Source organism: Streptomyces sp. BBFR25, assembly GCF_044590125.1.
GTDB classification, from domain to species: Bacteria; Actinomycetota; Actinomycetes; order Streptomycetales; family Streptomycetaceae; genus Streptomyces; species Streptomyces canus_D.
The window spans coordinates 4,165,567-4,184,205 of the sequence record NZ_CP172447.1 but is presented as its reverse complement, the minus strand read 5'-3'; the positions used below and the strand labels follow the sequence as shown (position 1 = coordinate 4,184,205).

Annotated in this window: 22 protein-coding genes and 1 tRNA gene; 19 read left to right on the top strand and 4 right to left on the bottom strand. The window is 67.5% G+C overall.

What is annotated here, in order from left to right; all coding sequences use genetic code 11:
* Positions 1-17 precede the first annotated feature (17 nt).
* Positions 18-845: a glycerophosphodiester phosphodiesterase gene (locus ACGH52_RS19040; RefSeq protein WP_076975280.1), complete on the bottom strand. Its 828-nt coding sequence runs from the start codon at positions 843-845 to the stop codon at positions 18-20.
* A gap of 262 nt (positions 846-1,107) precedes the next feature.
* On the opposite strand from ACGH52_RS19040, the gene ACGH52_RS19035 reads away from it, so the two are divergent.
* Positions 1,108-2,691 (top strand): S1C family serine protease, encoded by a 1,584-nt coding sequence (locus ACGH52_RS19035; protein WP_399940908.1) that lies wholly within the window; start codon positions 1,108-1,110, stop codon positions 2,689-2,691.
* A 102-nt stretch (positions 2,692-2,793) separates the two neighbouring features.
* Here the strand turns inward: ACGH52_RS19035 and ACGH52_RS19030 are convergent, their stop codons facing one another.
* Positions 2,794-3,687: an NADP-dependent oxidoreductase gene (locus tag ACGH52_RS19030; protein WP_193777526.1), complete on the bottom strand. Its 894-nt coding sequence runs from the start codon at positions 3,685-3,687 to the stop codon at positions 2,794-2,796.
* A 70-nt stretch (positions 3,688-3,757) separates the two neighbouring features.
* Between ACGH52_RS19030 and ACGH52_RS19025 the strand changes: the two genes are divergently transcribed.
* Positions 3,758-4,351: a TetR/AcrR family transcriptional regulator gene (locus tag ACGH52_RS19025; RefSeq protein ID WP_399940905.1), complete on the top strand. Its 594-nt coding sequence runs from the start codon at positions 3,758-3,760 to the stop codon at positions 4,349-4,351.
* Between the two features lie 36 nt (positions 4,352-4,387).
* A tRNA-Ser gene (locus ACGH52_RS19020) sits at positions 4,388-4,472 on the top strand.
* A gap of 155 nt (positions 4,473-4,627) precedes the next feature.
* On the opposite strand, the gene ACGH52_RS19015 is transcribed toward ACGH52_RS19020, so the two are convergent.
* Positions 4,628-5,386: a GntR family transcriptional regulator gene (locus tag ACGH52_RS19015; RefSeq protein WP_399940902.1), complete on the bottom strand. Its 759-nt coding sequence runs from the start codon at positions 5,384-5,386 to the stop codon at positions 4,628-4,630.
* A 79-nt stretch (positions 5,387-5,465) separates the two neighbouring features.
* Here ACGH52_RS19015 and ACGH52_RS19010 point away from each other — a divergent pair, with 79 nt between their 5' ends.
* From ACGH52_RS19010 to ACGH52_RS18985, 6 genes are all read left to right on the top strand, one after another.
* Entirely contained in the window at positions 5,466-5,744 is a 279-nt protein-coding gene (locus tag ACGH52_RS19010) for a hypothetical protein (protein WP_399940899.1), read from the top strand.
* A gap of 523 nt (positions 5,745-6,267) precedes the next feature.
* Complete coding sequence (locus ACGH52_RS19005; RefSeq protein ID WP_399940896.1) at positions 6,268-6,492, top strand: hypothetical protein; 225 nt, start codon at positions 6,268-6,270, stop codon at positions 6,490-6,492.
* Between the two features lie 8 nt (positions 6,493-6,500).
* On the top strand, positions 6,501-7,232 hold the full coding sequence (locus tag ACGH52_RS19000) for a GntR family transcriptional regulator (RefSeq protein ID WP_399946794.1): 732 nt from the start codon (positions 6,501-6,503) through the stop codon (positions 7,230-7,232).
* Positions 7,229-7,537, top strand: a complete 309-nt coding sequence (locus ACGH52_RS18995) for a hypothetical protein (protein WP_326651091.1) — start codon at positions 7,229-7,231, stop codon at positions 7,535-7,537. Before ACGH52_RS19000 ends, ACGH52_RS18995 begins: the two co-directional genes overlap by 4 nt.
* Positions 7,538-8,588: 1,051 nt before the next feature.
* Positions 8,589-9,902, top strand: coding sequence for an AAA family ATPase (locus tag ACGH52_RS18990; protein ID WP_399940893.1), 1,314 nt, complete (start codon positions 8,589-8,591; stop codon positions 9,900-9,902).
* 15 nt (positions 9,903-9,917) lie between these two features.
* Complete coding sequence (locus ACGH52_RS18985; RefSeq protein ID WP_399940890.1) at positions 9,918-10,814, top strand: DUF4435 domain-containing protein; 897 nt, start codon at positions 9,918-9,920, stop codon at positions 10,812-10,814.
* A 342-nt stretch (positions 10,815-11,156) separates the two neighbouring features.
* Here ACGH52_RS18985 and ACGH52_RS18980 read toward each other — a convergent pair whose 3' ends face one another.
* A complete protein-coding gene (locus ACGH52_RS18980; protein ID WP_399757161.1) occupies positions 11,157-11,621 on the bottom strand; it encodes an NUDIX hydrolase in 465 nt (154 codons plus the stop codon).
* An 18-nt stretch (positions 11,622-11,639) separates the two neighbouring features.
* Here ACGH52_RS18980 and ACGH52_RS18975 point away from each other — a divergent pair, with 18 nt between their 5' ends.
* The 10 genes from ACGH52_RS18975 to ACGH52_RS18930 all read left to right on the top strand — a co-directional run bounded on the left by ACGH52_RS18975 (position 11,640) and on the right by ACGH52_RS18930 (position 18,585).
* Positions 11,640-12,419: a GntR family transcriptional regulator gene (locus ACGH52_RS18975; RefSeq protein WP_399940887.1), complete on the top strand. Its 780-nt coding sequence runs from the start codon at positions 11,640-11,642 to the stop codon at positions 12,417-12,419.
* A gap of 139 nt (positions 12,420-12,558) precedes the next feature.
* Positions 12,559-12,915: a hypothetical protein gene (locus ACGH52_RS18970; RefSeq protein WP_136235696.1), complete on the top strand. Its 357-nt coding sequence runs from the start codon at positions 12,559-12,561 to the stop codon at positions 12,913-12,915.
* A gap of 3 nt (positions 12,916-12,918) precedes the next feature.
* Complete coding sequence (locus ACGH52_RS18965; RefSeq protein ID WP_399940883.1) at positions 12,919-14,274, top strand: FtsK/SpoIIIE domain-containing protein; 1,356 nt, start codon at positions 12,919-12,921, stop codon at positions 14,272-14,274.
* 84 nt (positions 14,275-14,358) lie between these two features.
* Positions 14,359-15,012, top strand: coding sequence for a DUF2637 domain-containing protein (locus ACGH52_RS18960; RefSeq protein WP_399940880.1), 654 nt, complete (start codon positions 14,359-14,361; stop codon positions 15,010-15,012).
* Between the two features lie 32 nt (positions 15,013-15,044).
* Positions 15,045-15,236, top strand: a complete 192-nt coding sequence (locus ACGH52_RS18955) for a mobile element transfer protein (protein ID WP_007388789.1) — start codon at positions 15,045-15,047, stop codon at positions 15,234-15,236.
* Positions 15,237-15,247: 11 nt separating this feature from the next.
* On the top strand, positions 15,248-15,403 hold the full coding sequence (locus ACGH52_RS18950; protein WP_003950175.1) for a hypothetical protein: 156 nt from the start codon (positions 15,248-15,250) through the stop codon (positions 15,401-15,403).
* Positions 15,404-15,426: 23 nt separating this feature from the next.
* Positions 15,427-15,744 (top strand): SpdD-like protein, encoded by a 318-nt coding sequence (locus ACGH52_RS18945; RefSeq protein ID WP_399940877.1) that lies wholly within the window; start codon positions 15,427-15,429, stop codon positions 15,742-15,744.
* A gap of 89 nt (positions 15,745-15,833) precedes the next feature.
* Positions 15,834-17,231 (top strand): replication initiator protein RepSA, encoded by a 1,398-nt coding sequence (repSA, locus tag ACGH52_RS18940; RefSeq protein WP_399940874.1) that lies wholly within the window; start codon positions 15,834-15,836, stop codon positions 17,229-17,231.
* Complete coding sequence (locus ACGH52_RS18935) at positions 17,225-17,443, top strand: helix-turn-helix domain-containing protein (protein ID WP_030403155.1); 219 nt, start codon at positions 17,225-17,227, stop codon at positions 17,441-17,443. Before repSA ends, ACGH52_RS18935 begins: the two co-directional genes overlap by 7 nt.
* A complete protein-coding gene (locus ACGH52_RS18930; RefSeq protein ID WP_399940871.1) occupies positions 17,443-18,585 on the top strand; it encodes a tyrosine-type recombinase/integrase in 1,143 nt (380 codons plus the stop codon). The genes ACGH52_RS18935 and ACGH52_RS18930 overlap by 1 nt, the downstream gene beginning before the upstream one ends.
* Positions 18,586-18,639: the final 54 nt, after the last annotated feature.

Sequence of the window (18,639 nt, the reverse complement as noted above, 5' to 3'; positions counted from 1 at the left end):
CAAGGGCCGCGGACGAATCAGCGGCCCAGGTGGTCCAGGACCGCGCGCGGCCGGTTGGTGATGATGGCGTCCACGCCCAGGTCGGAGCAGAGATCCACGTCGGCGGTCTCGTTCACCGTCCACACGTGCACCTGGTGACCGGCCCGCTTCAGGCGCTCGATGTACGCGGGGTGGTTGCGCACGATCCGGATCGAGGGGCCCGCGATCCCGACACCCGCGGGCAGTCGCCCGTCGCGCAGCCGGGGCGAGACGAACTGCATCAGGTAGACCGTCGGCAGCGTCGGGGAGGCGGCCCGCACCCGGTGCAGCGACCGCGCCGAGAAGCTCATCACCCGCACCGGGGATTCCTCGGCAGCGGCCGGGGCGTCGAGTCCGAACCGCTTCAGGAGCAGCAGCAGCCGCTCCTCCACCTGCCCCGCCCAGCGCGTGGGGTGCTTGGTCTCGATCGCCAGCTCCACGCGCCGCCCCGCGTCGGCGACCAGTTGCAGCAGCCGCTCCAGGGTCAAGACGGAGGTCTCCTCCCGGTCCTCGGGCCGGTGCTCCCAGTCGGGCTGCTCGTCGCGCGTGCGCCAGAACTCCCGGGTGCGGCGGGCGCCGAAGTCGAGGGCGGCGAGGTCGGCGAGCTCCAGCGCGGACACCGCGCCGCGGCCGTTCGACGTACGGTTGACGCGCCAGTCGTGGACGCAGACGAGGTGGCCGTCGGCGGTCAGGCGCACGTCGCACTCCAGGGCGTCCGCCCCGTCCTCGATCGCCTTCCGGTACGCGGCGAGGGTGTGCTCGGGAGCCTCCTCGGAGGCGCCACGGTGGGCGACGACCTGAATCCGGTGCTGTCGTGCGTGGGTCACCGCGTCATGGTGCCACCGCGGGCGGGTAGACGTGCCATCGGCGGAAACGGTACGGAGTCCGTTTAGTCTTGGATGACCCATATAAAGGATGGTCGGAGACCCACAGCAACCGCTTATGGTGCTCTGACGGCCCGTGGGAAAAGCTGATGGCATACAAAAGCACCAGCACATCCGCATCGCGCCGGACCGTGGAGCAGCGCGTGAGCGTGGCTGAGCGCGACCAGGGTGAGCGACAACCAGCCGTGGAACGAGGAGAGAAGCTGTGAGCACCGAGAACGAGGGCACCGCGGTACCCCCGGCCCCGTCCGCACCTCCCGTGCCGGTGGATGCTCCCGCTGCCTCCGCCCAGCCTCCCGCACCGCCCGCCCCGCACCAGGCGCCCGCCCCTACCCCCGACGCCCCGGCGGCTCCCCCCGCCGAGGCCCCGACCGCGCCGCAGGACGCGTCACCGCACAGCCACCAGGCACCCCAGGGCGGTGAGGTCCCGCAAGGGTCCACGGCTCCCGACGCCTCGTGGCCCCCGCCCACGCCGCCCGGCACCCCGGCCGCCCAGGGCCCGACGGCCGCCCAGGCTCCGACGACCGCCCAGACTCCGGTGTACGGCGGAGGCGGCCACGACGGCTACGGTCACGGCTATGGCGGCGGTTTCGGCGAAGGCCCCGGTGACGGGGCAGGCGGCGGAGCGGGCGGCTGGGGCGCCTCGTACCAGCAGCCGGCGCCGAAGCCGGGCCGCGGACGTGGCGGTGTGCTCGCCGGTGTCCTGATCGCCGCGCTGGTCGCGGGCGGTCTGGGCGGCGGTCTCGGCTACACCCTGGCCAAGAACAACGACGACGGCGGTTCCACCACGGTCGCCGCCTCCGACACCGGCGGCTCCGTCAAGCGCGACGCGGGCACCGTCGCCGGTGTGGCCGGCAAGGCGCTGCCGAGCACGGTCACCATCCAGGCCGAGGGAAGCAACGGCGAGGGCGGCACCGGCACCGGGTTCGTCTTCGACAAGGAAGGCCACATCGTCACCAACAACCACGTGGTGGCGGAGGCGGTCGACGGCGGCAAGCTCAGCGCGACCTTCCCCAGCGGCAAGAAGTACGACGCCGAGGTGGTCGGCCACGCCCAGGGCTACGACGTCGCGGTCATCAAGCTCGAGAACGCCCCCTCGGACCTGAAGCCGCTGCCCCTGGGCAACTCGGACAAGGTCGCCGTGGGCGACTCGACGATCGCCATCGGCGCGCCCTTCGGCCTGTCCAACACGGTGACCACGGGCATCATCAGCGCCAAGAACCGCCCCGTGGCCTCCAGCGACGGCAGCGCCGACAGCAAGGCGTCCTACATGAGCGCCCTGCAGACCGACGCGTCGATCAACCCGGGCAACTCCGGCGGCCCGCTGCTCGACGCACAGGGCAACGTCATCGGCATCAACTCCGCGATCCAGTCGTCCAGCAACGGCAGCTTCGGCACCGGCCAGGCCGGCTCCATCGGCCTGGGCTTCGCGATCCCGGTCAACCAGGCGAAGTTCGTCGCCCAGCAGCTGATCAAGACCGGCAAGCCGGTGTACGCGAAGATCGGCGCCTCCGTCTCGCTGGAGGAGACGACGAACGGCGCCAAGCTCACCGAGCAGGGCGTGGGCGGCTCCGACCCGGTCGAGAAGGGCGGCCCCGCCGACGACGCGGGCCTCAAGCCCGGTGATGTCATCACCAAGCTCGACGACCGGGTGATCGACAGCGGTCCGACCCTGATCGGCGAGATCTGGACGCACAAGCCCGGCGACGAGGTCACCGTCACCTACGAGCGCGGCGGCAAGCAGCACACGACCGAGGTCACCCTGGGCTCGAAGCTCGGCGACGACTGACCCGCCTCCACCGCTCCTCACGATCCGCCCACGTCGCCACCGGGGTCAGCCCCGGTGGCGACGTGCGTCAGGGGTCGGGGCCCGGGCCCACAGGTACCGGGCTCACACGACGACGACCCGGCGCCCGCGCGTGTGACCGGCCTGACTGTCGATGTGCGCGGCCGCGGCCTCGGCGAGCGGGTACGCCTTCTCGACCGGGATGTGCAGCTTCCCCCGCGAGATCAGGTCGACGGCCTCGGCGAGCGCCGCCGGCACGCTCCCGGCCACGCCGGAGAACCGGACGCCGAACTCGGGCGCCCCGAGATCGGCGATGCTGACGACCTTCTCCGGCCCCCCGGTCAGCTCGACCAACTCGCGGATCACACCGGAACCGGCCAGATCGAGAGCCGCGTCGACCTCGCCGAGCCGCCGCACCCGCTCGACCCAGCCCTCGCCGTACGTCGTGGCGACGGCACCGAGGCCGCGCAGGTACTCCTGGTTGGCGGCACCGGCCGTACCGATCACCCTGATGCCGCGCTCCCGGGCGATCTGCAGCACCGCCGATCCGACTCCCCCCGACGCACCGCTGACCAGCAGCGTCTGCCCGGGCCGCACGCCGACCTCGCGGATGATGCGCAGCGCGGTCTCCACCACGGAGGGATACCCGGCCGCCTCCTCGAACGTCAGCCCCTCGGGCATCCGGGCCCAGGCCCCGAGCACGGCGAACTCGGCGTAGGTGTCGGCGCCCTCGCCGAACACCCGGTCACCGATCTCGACCCCGGTGACCCCCTCGCCGACCTCGTCCACCACCCCGGCGGCGTCCAGCCCGACCCCCGAGGGCAGCACGGTCGGATGCGCCCCCAGTACCTGCCCCTCCCTGACCCGCCAGTCGACGGGATTCACCCCCGCCGCCCGCACGGCGATGCGTATACGACCGGGGCCCGCGTGGGGCTCCTCGGCGTCCACCAGTCGCAGAACGTCCGGCCCACCGAATTCCTCGAAGCTCACTTTCTTCATGCGCCGACCGTAACACTAACGGATAGCGTTTTGTAACCGTTATTGTTCCGTACCTGCTAGCCTGCGGCTCATGACCGTGCAGCAGTCGGGCCGCCGTGAGCGCAAGAAGGCCGCGACCCGCCAGAAGATCGCCGACACCGCGCTGCGGCTCTTCCTGGAACGCGGGTACGACGCGGTGGGCATCCGTGACGTGGCCGCCGAGGCCGATGTGGCCGTCACCACGCTCTTCTCCCACTTCGCCTCGAAAGAGGCCCTGGTCTTCGAGCAGGACGAGGACTTCGAGCACCGCCTCACCCGGGCGGTCACCGACCGGGCGCCGCACGAGCCGCTGATCCCCGCGCTGCGCCGCGAGGTCCTGGCCCTGGTCCGGCACTGCACCGCGGACAGCGCCGCCCCGATCTGGCGCATGATCGACGCGTCCCCCGCCCTGCGGAAGTACGACGAATCGGTCCGCCTGCGCCACGCGGAAGCCCTGGCCACGGCCCTCGCCGCCGACCCCACCCTGACCCGGAGCGAAACCGCCGCCCGCACCCTCGCGCGGTTCGTGATCGACGCCTACTCCCTGTCCCGCGAGGCCCCCGACCCCGAGACCGCCCTCGACGAGATCTTCCCGATGATCGAGGCAGCCTGGCAGGCGGCCCCGCGCGGCGAACGGTGCCGGTAGGCTGTACCCGCTCCGCCCCAGGCGGGACGGCGCGGGGGTGGGTTGCCCGAGCGGCCTAAGGGAACGGTCTTGAAAACCGTCGTGGCGCAAGCCACCGTGGGTTCAAATCCCACACCCACCGCAGTTGTTGACGGCCCCTGACCAGGCATTACGGTCGGGGGCCGTCGCCGTGCGCGCTACCCGCCGAACACCGCCGTTCCCCGCGATTTCCCGGCCGATCGGGCACGGAAGGGGCACGGCTGGGGCATGCCGTGAGGGGCCTTGCCGCCTGGTCGCCTACGCCCGGCTGATCGGAATCTCGTACACGATCTCGCAGTGCGCGGCGGGCACCACGATGTCCGCAGTCTCGACCGGCCGTCCCTGGTCGCTGTAGTACGTCCGCCGGATGTGCGTGACGAGCACGGCCTTCTGAATCCCGAGGAGTGACGCCTCCTCGGCGGTCGCCTGCCTGGGCTCGGGCTGCTCCACGGCATGGCTGACGGTGATCCCGATGGCGGCCATCCGATTCACGACGCCTGCCCCGGCGTGCGGTCCTCCTTCGGGGAGGACGACGAGAGTGCCGGCGGTGAGGTCGTACGGCTCCCAGCTGGTCGAGAGCTGCACGGGCCTGCCGTCGGCCAGGAACTCGTACGCGGTCCGCACGCACAGCTCGCCCGCGGCGATGCCGAGCCGGGCGGCGATTTCCGCCGGGGCCGGCACCTTGGCGTCGGTCCTGCTCTCCCAGTCGCCCTGCCTGCCGACGGCCTTCATGTCCGCCCGGAACGGCGACCCTTCGGGCTGCTCACGCGCCGACGACCGCACCACACGCACACGTTGCCGGGGCTCGGCGACGTAGGTGCCCGAACCGGCTCGGCCCTCCAACACGCCTTGGGAGATCAGTAGCTCCTGAGCCCTGCGGACGACGTTCTCGCCTACGCCGCACTCCTGGCCGATCTGCGCGCGGGAGGGCAGCCGGTCCCCCGGTTCCCACACGTGCTCCGCGATCCGCTGCCGTAGCTCGTCGGCGATGCGGAGATAGGGCGGCTGCTCAGGCATATGGAAAATCTAGTCCACTAGCTCTAATCTAGTTAACTAGCTTCACTCAAAGTGATCGCCGAGTGACGGAGGCTTCCCTGTGCCCGCTTCGCGAGTGAGCGCGGAGGCCATCGCCGCCCGGTTATCGGCGGTCGGGCTCACCACACGCGTGGAGGAGCGCGACCGGTGCACGTCGGTCGAGGCGGAGGTGCCGGAATCGCTCTCCGCCGAGTCATGGCGGGAGGTCCTGGACGTGCTGGCGGAGGCCGATCGATTCGGGCTTCACGCCACCAGCTTGAACGGCCGCACCCTTTGGGCGGTCGTACGCAAAGCGGTCCCCACAACGGGCGATGTCGGGGGGCCGAGCTATCAGCGATAGGAGCTGAGCAGCGTGCTCAACCGTATCCGCCGTGCCGTCTCGCTCGCCAGAGCGCGGTACTTCCCCAAGGGCAGGCACCGCCGAGACTTAACGTCGTCCCGAGCGGCTGTGGCGACGCCTCCCGTGCTCGCCGTAGAACCGCCGGCCGTCCCGGAATGGATGCCGGACACCGCTGACCGCCTTCGCCTGCTCCTGGGCGAGGACAACGTGCTCGTCCGTCCGTACGTGCTGGCCTGGGAGCGGCAGCGTGCCCGCCAGCGCTCGGTGGTCGTGGCGCCGCGACTGTCGGATGAGGCGTTCTCGGCTCTGGCAGGTGCTCGCTAATGCCCCGTCGTCAACAGCTCCATGTATCGGAAACCGGGGCTGCTGCCTACCGGTCGACTGCATGCAGGGTTGGCACTCACGCAGCCTGTGCGGAAGTGTCGCCATCGCCTGCGCCGGTCGACCTGCCGGTGATCTACGAGACGTGCGCCTGCCCCTGCCACCCCGCGCCGGACCACTCCACGCGACGGGAGGTGAAGCGGTGAGCAACTGGGCCCCCGGGGGTGCGCTGGCATCCAACGGCGAGATCACGGCCGCCACCGTTCTGCGGGGCGACATCATCCAAGTCGGCGGTCGGGCCTGCCGGGTGAGCGACCTCTTCCAGTTGCCCCAGGGCGCGAAGCAACTCCTGTTCGAGTCGGGAGAGCTGCTGACCATAAACGGGCGGACCCGGCTCGTCGCCGTGCGGATGACGAGAAGGCGGTGACACAGTCCATGACGCCACGCCGCCTCGTCGTCGCTGACGACCTGAGACGCCAGATCACGACCGGCCGCATCGGACCCGGTGAACGGCTCCCGTCCGAGTCCGACCTGGCCGACCGGTACAAGGTCAGCACGGCCACACTACGAAGCGCCCTCGCCGTACTCCAGGGAGAAGGCCTCATCGAGAAGATTCACGGCAAGGGCAACTTCGTCCGCCGCCCGCTGCGCAAGGTCACGTACGTCGGTGGATGGGGCACGCTGGATCCTCGGACTGCCGCAGACGTGGACCTGCGCGTGACGGTCCGCACTACGGTGCTGCCCGCGCGGGGCCACCTGACAGCGCTGCTGAAGGTAGACGACGGAAGCCCACTGACCGAATTCCTCCGACTCAGTTATGAGGGAGAGTCGCCACACAGCCTGGCCCGCATCTACGTACCGCGAGACCTGACACCGACCACGGCACTCGGCGACCGGTCCTCAAGGGCGTGGGCGGATGCCAGCTTCTCTGTGCCGGCCCCGCCACCGGCCGAGGTCTATGAGACGGTGTCCGCCCGACTCCCAACGCCGGATGAGGCGTCAACCCTGCGGATCAATAGGGCCTTGGCCGTCCTCGCGATCACTCGCGTTGCGGCAGACAACGCCGGACGAGTCATTGAGGCGGCACTACTGGTGTTTCCTGGGGATCGTGTCGACGCCGTCTTCAGCACCCACCACGTGATCGAAGAAAGGCAGGTGCACAGATGACGCCACAGAACGAACTGCGACTCCTCCCGTGGTCGGGCCCGGAAGGCAAGCCCTGCTACCTGAGCACCGATGACAGCGGCGGCTACATGTCCCGCCTGGCCGACAACATCGAGGCGGTACAACTCGGGATGGCGGCTGACCTCGTAGAGCAGGTTTCGGCAGTACTCGGCGACCGGGATGCTGGCCCGGAGGATCTGCGCCGCATGCTGACCGAACTGACCGGAGCACTGCGAGACGTGCTCCGGGTAGCTACCAGCCGCGGTCACCTCCTGGCCGTGAGCAACCCCAGTCAGGGGAGCTCCTGACGTGAACCTCCTGTCAGCATTCGGCGGCCATGGGGGTGCGATGGCTGGCCGGGGCCCCGCAGAGAAGCGGGTGTCATAGGGGGCGGCTATGTTGCACGGATCACAAATCCGGATCCGCTTGTGCCGGCACTCACCGGCCTGCTCGTTGACATCGTTCGGTGGCTGGAGAGTGCCGCGGACGAGGAAGTGGATCCGGACTCCGCGGTGAAGAGTCGCCCGCCTGTGCGGGCAGGGGCCTGGCAGGCCGTCCGGCGAGCTGACGCTCGTCACCGCACCATTGCTTCAGAGCGTCAATTTCCAGAACGGCGGCTGCGGCCTCCTGCTCGTTCATCAACGTATCCCCGTAGGGATCGACGGCAGTGGGTCGCCCGGGCACGCCGAGGAGCTGAAGCGAGCCGAGCGCATCGGCCAGAGCGTCGCCGTGCCCGTAGGAGCTGCGCAAGAGTGTCGGCCGCCAGTTCTTATGTGCCGGCCGTGATGCGTGCAGCTCCAGATCAACCCCCATGCTTCATGATGCACGCGCCGAGCTGCTGCACAGCTACAACTGATCAAGGGCGGCCGTGACCCTGCGGCCGCCTTACCGATCAACGCCCGGACCTGTTGCTGAGCTGTGTCGGTAGCTGTCGACGTTGGTCAACGCTGAGCGCCCTTCCACGGTCCTAGGACGGCCCTGGTGGGCGCTCCTGCGTGAGCTACACAGTATGCGGTCGACTCGGGGAGGGTTGGCGGTGCGAGCGGGTGATCGACTCCGGTGTGACAAGCCGCGTCATGATGCCCGCCTTTGGCGTTTTATGCCCCTGGTTGACCTGGTGTCGATGTCTGGCGTTTAGGCCGTAAGACACAGTGGTGTCCGCTCCGCTGTAGCCCCATCAGTGACCGCCGCCGCACGGCTGGGGACCCGTAGCTCGCAGTTTTTAGGCAAACCCTCACCTTACGTGCCGTCCTACCCCATAATGAATCAGCAGGGGCTCTAGTTGACCGCCGTCGCAGTTACTGCAAGGACGCTCGGGAAAAATCGTAAAGTCGAGGCAATCAGGATGAGGTACGGGCGATGAATAGTTCTGATGTAACAGTCGATTCGCAACATGCTGCCATTACGCACGTGACTGTGCAAAAGTTGTTCGGCCGCTATGACTACGCGCTAGAATTCGATCCTCGTTTGGCAATTCTGTATGGAGATAACGGAACAGGTAAGACGACCATTCTTCGCATGATTCACCATCTTCTATCGCCTGGTCCCGGTAGAGGGCATAAAACGGCTGTCGCTAAAACTATTTTCCGTGAGTTCTCTATCGGCTTCTCCAACGGAGTGGCAGTCCACGCAAAGAGAGACCGGTCTGACATTGGAACCTACGAACTCTTCCTTGTTTCGCCAGACAGTTCACGGCAAAGAGCTGCCTTTATCGTCGACGACGACGGAATCATTCCTCACCTCGGTCCACAGTCAGATGCTCAAGACGAGCTAATCAGAGAGATCGCTCGCGCTGTACCTCTCAGGTCCTACTATCTGTCAGACAACCGAATTCTCGATAGCGATTCTCTGGAAAACAGGCGGCCTACGCGCGATCGCTGGTTGACGAATTTCCGGCGCTCTAGGGGGGATGAGGACGTCAGGGAATTTGAGGATCTCCCCCAGGTTTCCTCAGCGATCATTCGCGCTAACAACTGGGCTCGCCAGCAGGCCCTTCAAGGAGCCAGTGAGGGGTCAGTCAGCGCCAATAGTATTTATGCTGAAGTCGTGAAGCATTTGGCTGAGATGCCAAGAGTGTCGTCTGAAGAAGGGAGGAACTCCACGAAGCACCAGCTGTTGCAAATGATCGAAAGGACCGGAAAGAGAAGTCGCGATCAGTCGAGATTTGGCCTGCTCCCCGCAGTGAACACTGATGACTTGCTGCGGTATGTGCCTCTAGTGCGAGACGAGGATTTCCCCTTGATCTCATCCATTCTCAAGCCCTATCTCGACGGCACTGACGCACGTTTGGACGCGCTCGAATCGACTCACCAAACTCTGGCATTTTTCGTGGACACTCTGAATAGATTCCTTAGAGGGAAGTATGTAAAATTTGACATCAGGGCGGGGCTGAAGATCATCACGGATGAGGGGGAGGCGCTGGATGAAACGTCGCTCTCATCAGGAGAAAGTCAACTTCTAACTCTATTTTGCAACATCCTCTCGGCCCGTGAAAATCCGGCGATCTTCGTAATCGATGAGCCGGAAATTTCTCTAAATATCAAGTGGCAGCGGTCGCTCGTCGATGCCCTCCTGGGATGCGCAAAAGACAGCGAAATCCAATTGATCTTGGCTAGTCATTCAATTGAGCTGCTAACGGCTCACCGGGAGCAGGTAGTTAGGCTCAAGGGATAAGTGGGGGGCAAAAGCGTGAACAGAGATGAACGTATCCCTCGTCGACGGATAGAAGAGCTGGTAGCTCTCTATGAGTTCGAGCCCGAGATTGTGGATTTATTTGTTGAGGGGAGATCGGATCGTGTACTTTTTGAGCATCTCCTCGACGACGCGGGGGAGCACGTCCGTGTTTGGGAAGTTGATGACATTGATATTCCTGCTGAGATGGTAGCTAGCGTCGGAGAATTTGTAGGCGCGAAGGGCCGGGTCGTGGCGCTAGCCGCCGAGCTAGAGCAGCGACTTGCTGATGATGGCACCTACTCTGTTTTGTGCATTGTAGACGCAGACTTCGATCACATAATTCGTCCTGAAGTTAAGGCGTCAAAGTTTCTAGCCGCGACAGACTTTTCGTGTTTGGAATCCTATTATTGGAATCCAAAGACTGTGCGCAAGTATCTTGGCTTGTCGCTTCATGGGTCGGTACCGCTGAAGCATGATCAATTCATGTCCGAAGTGGAAAATGTCGTGAGCGAGGTGTTCTTGTTGCGCCTCGCGACAGCGTCGCTTAAGTTGAACTTTTCCTGGGTTGATCCAGCCAGCTGTTGCGGTGACCCTCGAAAGAAGGGGGGTATCCGCTTCTCTGATTACTTTGAGAAAATAATCAATAAGAACAAGGCGCATGAGCGTAAGGGGGATTTGGAGCGAAGGGTGGAAAAATATCGCGAACTAAAGGCAGGAGATATGCGCCATTTGATCCATGGGCATGATTTGTGTAAAGTTATATCCTGGCTTATCAGGCCCTATATTCGTGACCGAAGTATCACCTCTGAAGAGGTCATCTCCAGGTCGCTGGCATGTTGCGTCGATAGAGGCGATCTGGCTCATCATCCACTTTTTACTAGAATCCTTGCGCTCGCAGGGAATTCGCCATAAGTTGTGATGCGCAATCCTAGGTCGGTGTAGCGGCTTTGGGCTGGAGCTGCTTTGGGGCGAGTGATCTTGGCCCCGTAAGCTGATGGCGAGTCGGGCAGTCTGTGGACCTGCCCGTTAAAGCACGACGTTGGGGCCAAGATCTTAGAGGCTCGCCCCAAAGTGGCTGCCTAAAGCCGTGGAGCCGACCGCCCCAGCCACAGAGGGTGTCTCCCAACTTCATGCCCGCAGCCGCCGAGCGCGCCGCCGGGCGCGGCCAGCCGGGGCGAAGACAGGAGGCGGGCCGCGTCGTTGAGGCGGCGCGCGCCCGCGCCGTGCGCGGGCCTTGATGAAGTAGGGAAAGTCTTATCCCGCTGGGATGAGGTGCTTGCCGTCGTGGCTTCGTACGTGGGGGCCAGCCCCGTCCAGGGCGTCCAGGAGCCTGATCGCGTAGACCTCGGCCATGCGTTCGCTGACCTCGTCGGGTGTGAGCCAGGAGACGGCTGTGGACTCGCTTGAGGTGCGTTCGGTGCCGCCGGAGGGCTTGCAGCGGAAGACCAGGGCGACGATGCCTCGGGTGGTGTTCTTGTAGACGCCGGTGAGTTCGTCGACCTCGACGTGGATGCCGGTCTCTTCCCAGACTTCGCGGGCTACGCCGGCCTCTGGGGTCTCGTTGAGTTCGAGTACGCCGCCGGGGAGTTCCCAGGTGCCGTTGTCGGCTCGGCGGATCGCCAGGAGGCGGCCGTCTTCGCGCACGACGACTCCGGCTACGGATACGGAGTGCAGGGGCGTCGACGTTGCTTCCTGTGGTTGACTCATGTACAGGAGCATAGGAGGCAGAGAAGGACTATGGGAACTGCGGTAGAGGGGGGCAGGTCCGGGCCTCGGTACGTGCAGATCGCGGACGAGATCGTGCAGCAGATCCGGGCCGGTGTGCTCAAGCCCGGTGACATGGTGCCGAGTGAATCGGAGCTGGTGGACCGCTACGGCGTGTCCGGGGGCACGATCCGCAAGGCCATGGTCGAGGTGCGGGCGAGCGGGCTCGTCGAGACACGGCACGGCAAGGGGTCGATCGTGAAGGACCGGCCGCCGGTGCGGCACCGTTCCTCCGACCGCTTCCGGCGTTCGCTCCGCCAGGGGGGCAGGGCCGCGTACCTCGCGGAGTCCGCGCAGTCCGGCGCCACGGCCAAGGTGAGCGTCCTCTACATCGGCCCCATGGAAGCCCCCGCGGATGCAGCCCAGCGGCTCGGCGTCCCCGCCGGCACTCAGGTGCTCGCCCGGCGGCGCCTCTACTTCCGCAACGGCACCCCGGTCGAGACCGCCTCCTCCTACCTCCCGTGGGACGTCGTCAAGGACATCCCCGAGCTGTTCGCCGAGAACCCCGGCGGCGGTGGCATCTACGCCCGACTCGAAGACCACGGACACGAGTTTGCGGAGTTCGTCGAGACGCTGCAAGCGCGGCCGGCCTCCAAGGCTGAAGCCTCCGAGCTTGCGCTGAGTCCGGGTGCGCCGGTGGTTCATCTGATTCGGGAGGCTCGTACGACGGCCGGGGTCGTGGTGGAGGTCTGCGACACGCTCATGGCTGCTGACCAGTTCGTTTTCGAGTACCGGATCCCGGCCGCCGACTGACGCTCGCTCAAGTTCCTGCAACCCGTCGTGACTTCGATGTCGCGGCGGGTTAACTCATGTACAGGAGTGATGCACTCTTCTTCATGTCACTCATATACATGAGTGACGGAGTTCAGCATCTATAGAGGAGTGTTCTGCTGTGCGTCAGATTCCCGTCGACACCTCCGCCGCGACCGTGATGGTTGCCAAGACCCCGCAGCCCAAGGTGCGTGACCGCCGTACCGGCGAGATCGCCACCGACGCCGAGACCGGTACGAAGCTGATGACCGTGGACGTGATGTTCGCGGCCAACGACGAAGTCGAGATCCTCTCCGTCACCGTCCCGGAGACCGGCATCTCCGGTGACCTGACCATGGGCACCCCGGCCGCGCTCACGGGGCTGGTTGCCCGGCCGTGGGAGAACGAGTTCAACGGCCAGAAGCGGCACGGCATCGCCTTCCGCGCGGTCGCCGTCACCTCGCTGGCCACCACGGGCACGGGCTCGAAGGCGGCCTGAGCCATGACGTGGCCGACGGTCTTACTGCTGGTGGTCGTCGCCGCTGCGGGTCTCCTGCGGTGGCGGCGTCCCGCCTGGTACTGGATGACCTTCGGGGTCACCTTCGCTGTCGTGCGAGTCCTGGTCCGCTACGCCTCCGTCATGGAGGCCTGCGGGCTGACGGTCCCGCCCTCGCGCTGGCGCCTCATGCTGGCCCGGATGGCCAATCGCCCGGCGCCGGAGTCCCGCGCGCCGCGCATCCTGCGGCTTCGGCCCACCCACACCGGCCTGGTCCTGCGGCTCAAACTCCGCCCGGGGCAAGATGCCTTCGACGTCGCCGCCGCCTCGGACCGGCTGCGTCACTCCTTCGGGATGTACGGCGTCACCTCCCGTGAGCTGCGCTCCGGCGTGGTCGAGGTCCGGATGACCGGCTACGACGTGCTCAAGCGGGTGCAGATGCCGGCCAAGACCGACGCCCGGCCGATGCGTGTCCCGGTCGCGTTGCGGGAGGACGGCTCGGTGCACTACCGCGACTACCGCGCCGTCCCGCACGGTCTGACCCTCGGCGCTACGGAGTCCGGCAAGTCCGTCTATCAACGCAACCTCGTCGCCGGGCTCGCCCCGCACCACGTCGCGCTGGTCGGCATCGACTGCAAGCAAGGGGTCGAGCTGTTCCCGCTGGCTCGCCGGTTCTCCGCGCTCGCCGACAACCCGGACACCGCGCTGGAACTGCTGGAGGCGCTGGTGTCCCACATGCAGGACGTGTATCAGCTCATCCGCGCCGAACAGCGGATCAGCGTTGCCGTGCCGGATGCGGAGATCGCCGCCGACATCTGGGACCTGGCCGAGGAACTGCGGCCGGTGCCGGTCGTCGTCCTGGTCGACGAGGTCGCCGAACTCGCTCTCTTCGCCAGCAAGGAGGAAGAGAAGCGCCGGGACCGGATCATCACCGCCCTGGTCCGCCTCGCCCAGCTCGGCCGCGCGGCCGGCGTCTACCTGGAGATCTGCGGGCAGCGCTTCGGCTCCGAACTCGGCAAGGGCATCACCATGCTCCGCGCCCAGCTCACCGGCCGCACCGCCCACCGCGTCAACGACGAGACATCCGCGAACATGGCCTTCGGCGACATTGCCCCGGATGCCGTCCTCGCCGCCATCCAGATCCCCGCCGAGACACGCGGGATCGCCATCGCCGGGGACTCCACCGGCGGCTGGCACCGCATCCGCGCCCCACACACCACGCTGCGCCAGGCCGTGAACGTCTGCAACAAGCACGCCGACCGCACCCCCGAGCTGCCTGCCCTCGCGCCCTTCCGGCCCGCGGTTGCTCCGCTGCCCTCGGCCCGCGTGCCGCTGTCCAAGACAGCGCCCGCCATCGCCTGACTCCTTCCCCTCCCACGGTCGGCGCGACCGTCCTTCCCGCCAGGTCCCTACCCCCGCCATGCCTGATGACAGGAAAGAGCCGTGATGGCCCGCCCCGCTCTCCGTATCGACGCCGTACTCGTTCAGGCCGTCATCGCCGGGGCGCTGTCCTTCGCCCACCTCCATGACCTCGCCGCCGCTGCCGGACAGACCGGCTGGAAAGCCTGGGCCTATCCCGTCTCGGTCGACCTGCTCCTGGTCGCCGCCTGGCGTCGGCTGCGTGCTGACGGGCCGTCCCGGTTGGCCTGGTGCTGGTTCGTCATCGCTCTGGTCGCCTCGCTCGGAGCCAACGTCGCCACCGCCGGGCTCCTCGACCTGGGCGACGTCCCGCCTTGGCTACGCATCCTCGTCGCGGCCTGGCCCGCCCTGGCCTTCATGGGCGGAACCCTCCTCGCCCACTCGCCCGCGGACCCCGTCCCGGATCCGCCGGCACCCTCCGTCCCAGTTCCGGACCCCGCGCCCGAAACAGCTGCCGCTGAGCCGCGCCCGGCGCCTGAACCCCCCGTCGGCCCGCGGATCGAGGAAACCCCTGCTCTGCCCACAGCCGTGCCGGTCCCTGCCGCGCTCGTCGACCACGCCCGCAAAGTCGCCGACGACCACCACGCCCGCACCGGCACCCCGATCGACACCGACACCCTCCGCGCCCGCCTCGGCGTCCCGCCTCACCTCGCCGACGCCATCGCTGCCCACCTCGAATGACATGACCGCGACACGAAGGGAGATCGACTGACATGCCCGCCCGCGACTTCTTCCACTCCGTCATGCGGATCGGCCCCGTGCAGATCGGCACCCACCGCGACCGCCGAGGCCAGACCAAACACGCCGCCGTGTGCACCAACGACCGCTGCGGCTGGTCCGCCGACTACTCCAGCCAGTCCGCTGCACAGCTCGCCGCCCGCACCCACCGCTGCCGCGTCAGCTAGGAGGCCACCCGATGGACGTCCCGCTCTGGCTCGCGCTCCTCGCCGTCGGCTACCTCGGCGTCAAGCTCATCCGCCCGCCCTGGTGGCTCATCGCCGTACTGCTCCTCGGCGGCTTCCTCATCGCAGACAGCGTGCTGGCCCCCGTCGTCAACGGCTTCGTCAAGTAACACACCCCGAAGGGAGAACCCCGATGCTCCGCCCGAAGATCCCGACCAACCCCACGCCCACCGGCCACCTCACGCCGCCCGTGGTCGTCGAGCCGACCGCCGTCGTACCGAGTGCGCAGGTTCCGCCTCCTGCTCCGGTCGCTCCTGCGCCGTCCCGGCCCACGGTGCCGCTCACCCCCGGCACCGCCCTCGCCCTCGTCGGCGGTGGAACGGCCATCGTCCTGGTCGTCGGCGCCGTCCTGGTCTCCCTGCTCCTGGCCGTCGCCATCACCGGCGCCTCGGTCGCCGTCTGCGCCCTGGTGATCCGCTCCCTCGTCCACGCCGACGCCAAGCGACGCTGACCGGCCCCCGGGCGGCCTCGATACCGCCAAGCATCCGCCGCCCGGGCGCCGCCCCCAACCGATCTCACAACCGGAAGGAAGCACCCAGCATGGCGCACCGCGCCCCGACCGCGCACGCCCCGCTGCTCGACCCGATCACCCTCGGCGACCTCCTCCGCGTCGCCTCCGCCCCCGACTACACCCGATGGGAAGACCAGATCCGCCGCACCGGCGGCTGCTCCGACCCCATCCACCTCACCGGCTGGACGCTCCACAAGGACAAGGCCACCGGCGAGACCCTGCACCACTACACGACCGCCGTTGAGCCTGGCGGACGCCTCCGCCTCGCCTGCGGCAACCGCCGCGCCTCCCGCTGCCCCTCCTGCGCCTGGACCTACGCGGGCGACACCTACCACCTCATCCGCGCGGGCTTGGCCGGAGACGACCGCCGAGACGTCCCCGCCACGGTCCGGGATCACCCGCGCGTGTTCGCCACGCTCACCGCCCCCTCCTTCGGTCCGGTCCACAACCGGCCCGACTACGGCAGTTGCCGCTGCGGTACCCAGCACGGCCCGGACACCTCGGAACTGGGGACAGCCCTCGACCCCACCACGTACGACTACGCGGGTGCCGTCCTGTTCAACAACCACGCCGGGCAGCTCTGGCAGCGCTTCACCACTCGCCTGCGCCGAGAACTCGCCGCCCGCGCCGGCATCACCCGCCGAGAACTCGCCGACCGCCTCCGCGTCTCATACGGCAAGGTCGCCGAATTCCAGAAGCGCGGCGCCCTGCACTTCCACGCCGTGATCCGGCTCGACGGACCGGACGGACCAGGAACGCCCCCGCCTGCCTGGGCAACGGTCGGCCTCCTCGCCGACGCCATCCATGCCGCTGCGGCGCACTCCTACACGTCCGTCTCCGTCCCGGCCGCCGGGGACCAACCGGCCCGGTCCTTCCGCTGGGGCACACAGCTCGACGTGCGCCCGGTGAAGGCCTTCGGCGACGGGTCCGACATCACCGAACAGGCCGTTGCCTCCTATGTCGCCAAGTACTCCACCAAGGCCGCCGAGAACACCGGCACCCTTGACCGTCGCATCGGCGAACTCTCCGAACTCGACCGCCACCAGGTCCCGGACCACACCCGCCGACTGATCACCGCATGCCGGGACCTGGACCGCCTCTACCCAGACAGGCGCCTCTGGGCCTGGGCTCACATGCTCGGCTTCCGCGGCCACTTCTCCTCCAAGTCCCGCCGCTACTCCACCACCCTCGGCGCCCTCCGCCAGACACGTGCCGACTACCGCGCCGCCCAGGAACACGCCGCCCTCGCCCTGGACGACCGCGAGCCGGACACCGTGCTCGTCCTCACCGATTGGCAGTACGCCGGACACGGTCACAGCCCTGGTGAATCCGTCCTCGCCGACACCATCGCTCGCGGGCTCCAGACCAATCGTGAGACTGCCCGCGACGCGTTGGCCGGACTGGCCGCAGACGAGGGGGAGTGGTGACTGTGGACCGGCTCCTCACCGTGGACCAGGTCGCCGAACGCCTTGGTACGGGGGTGCGCTTTCCTCGACGCCTCATCGAGGAGCGCCGTATCACCTTCGTGAAGGTCGGCCGGCACGTCCGTATCCCTGAGACCGCCGTAGAGGCGTACGTGAGCGCCAACACCGTGGAACCGATCCTCCTGCGGCCCACGGGACTCAGGAGGGCTGCCTGATGGCTGGCAAGCGCAAGTCCCGCCGGGGCTTCGGCCGTGTCCGCAAGCTGCCGTCCGGCCGATTTCAGGCTCGCTACCCGGGGCCTGATGGTGTGCTGCGTCCTGCGGACCGGACGTTCGCCACGACCACGGACGCGGACCGCTGGCTCATGCGGAAGCGCATCGAGATCGAAGAGGGGCGCTGGCTCGACCCGGCCGAGGGGCAGACGACCGTTCGCGACTGGGCGGCTCGCTGGCTCGCTGCCGTTTCGCCTCAGCTCAAGCACAAGACTCAGGCGTCGTACCGGTCTCTGATCAACTCGCTGATCAATCCGGCACTTGGTGATCGTGAACTCTCCAGCCTTCGGCCCATCACGGTCACCGAGTGGGTGGGGGCGATGCGGACCAAGGGGCTCAGCGCCTCGCGCATCCGGCAGGCGTACCGGGTGCTGTCGCAGATCATGCGTTCTGCCGTCGACAACGACATGATCCCGCAGACACCATGCAGGGGCGTGAGGCTGCCTCGGATGCCGCAGACCGAGCCGCACATTCTCACACCGCTGGAAGCGTCGCGGATCGTCAAGGGCGCGACCAAGCCGCATGACCTGCTGATCGCGCTCCTCGCATACGCAGGTCTACGGGTGGGCGAAGCATTCGCCCTGCGGCGCGTGGACATCGACGTGTGCGGCGGCTTCGTCCTGGTCGACGAGAACCTGGCCGAGGCGAACGGCACGCTGGTCTTCGACACTCCCAAGTCGCATCAGAAGCGACTGCTCCGCGTGGGCCCGTCCCTCGCCAAGCGGCTCGGCCGGCACTTGGAGACTCTGCCCGGCGGGGATGACGCGCTCCTCTTCACGACCCCCGGCGGCAAGCCCTTGCGCTACAACCAATGGCGCAAGGCGTACTTCGACCCCGCCGTCTCGGCTGCTGGCCTGACTGATGTCACTCCGCACGATTTGCGTGCCTCGCATGGTACTTGGGTCGCTGACCGGTACGGCGTGATGACCGCCGCCCACCGGCTCGGCCACTCGAACGCGAGCGTCACAACCCGGCATTACGCCCGGCCAGTCGCCGGTCGTGATGACCAGGTGGCCGAAGCGGCTGACGCGTGGCTCGGAGGGCAAGAGGGAGATGCCTCTCCTGAGGCGGGCAAGGCGCGTTGAGACGCCTGCCCTTGATGGCGCCCCTGACCCAGAACATGGTCAGGGGCGTTGTGC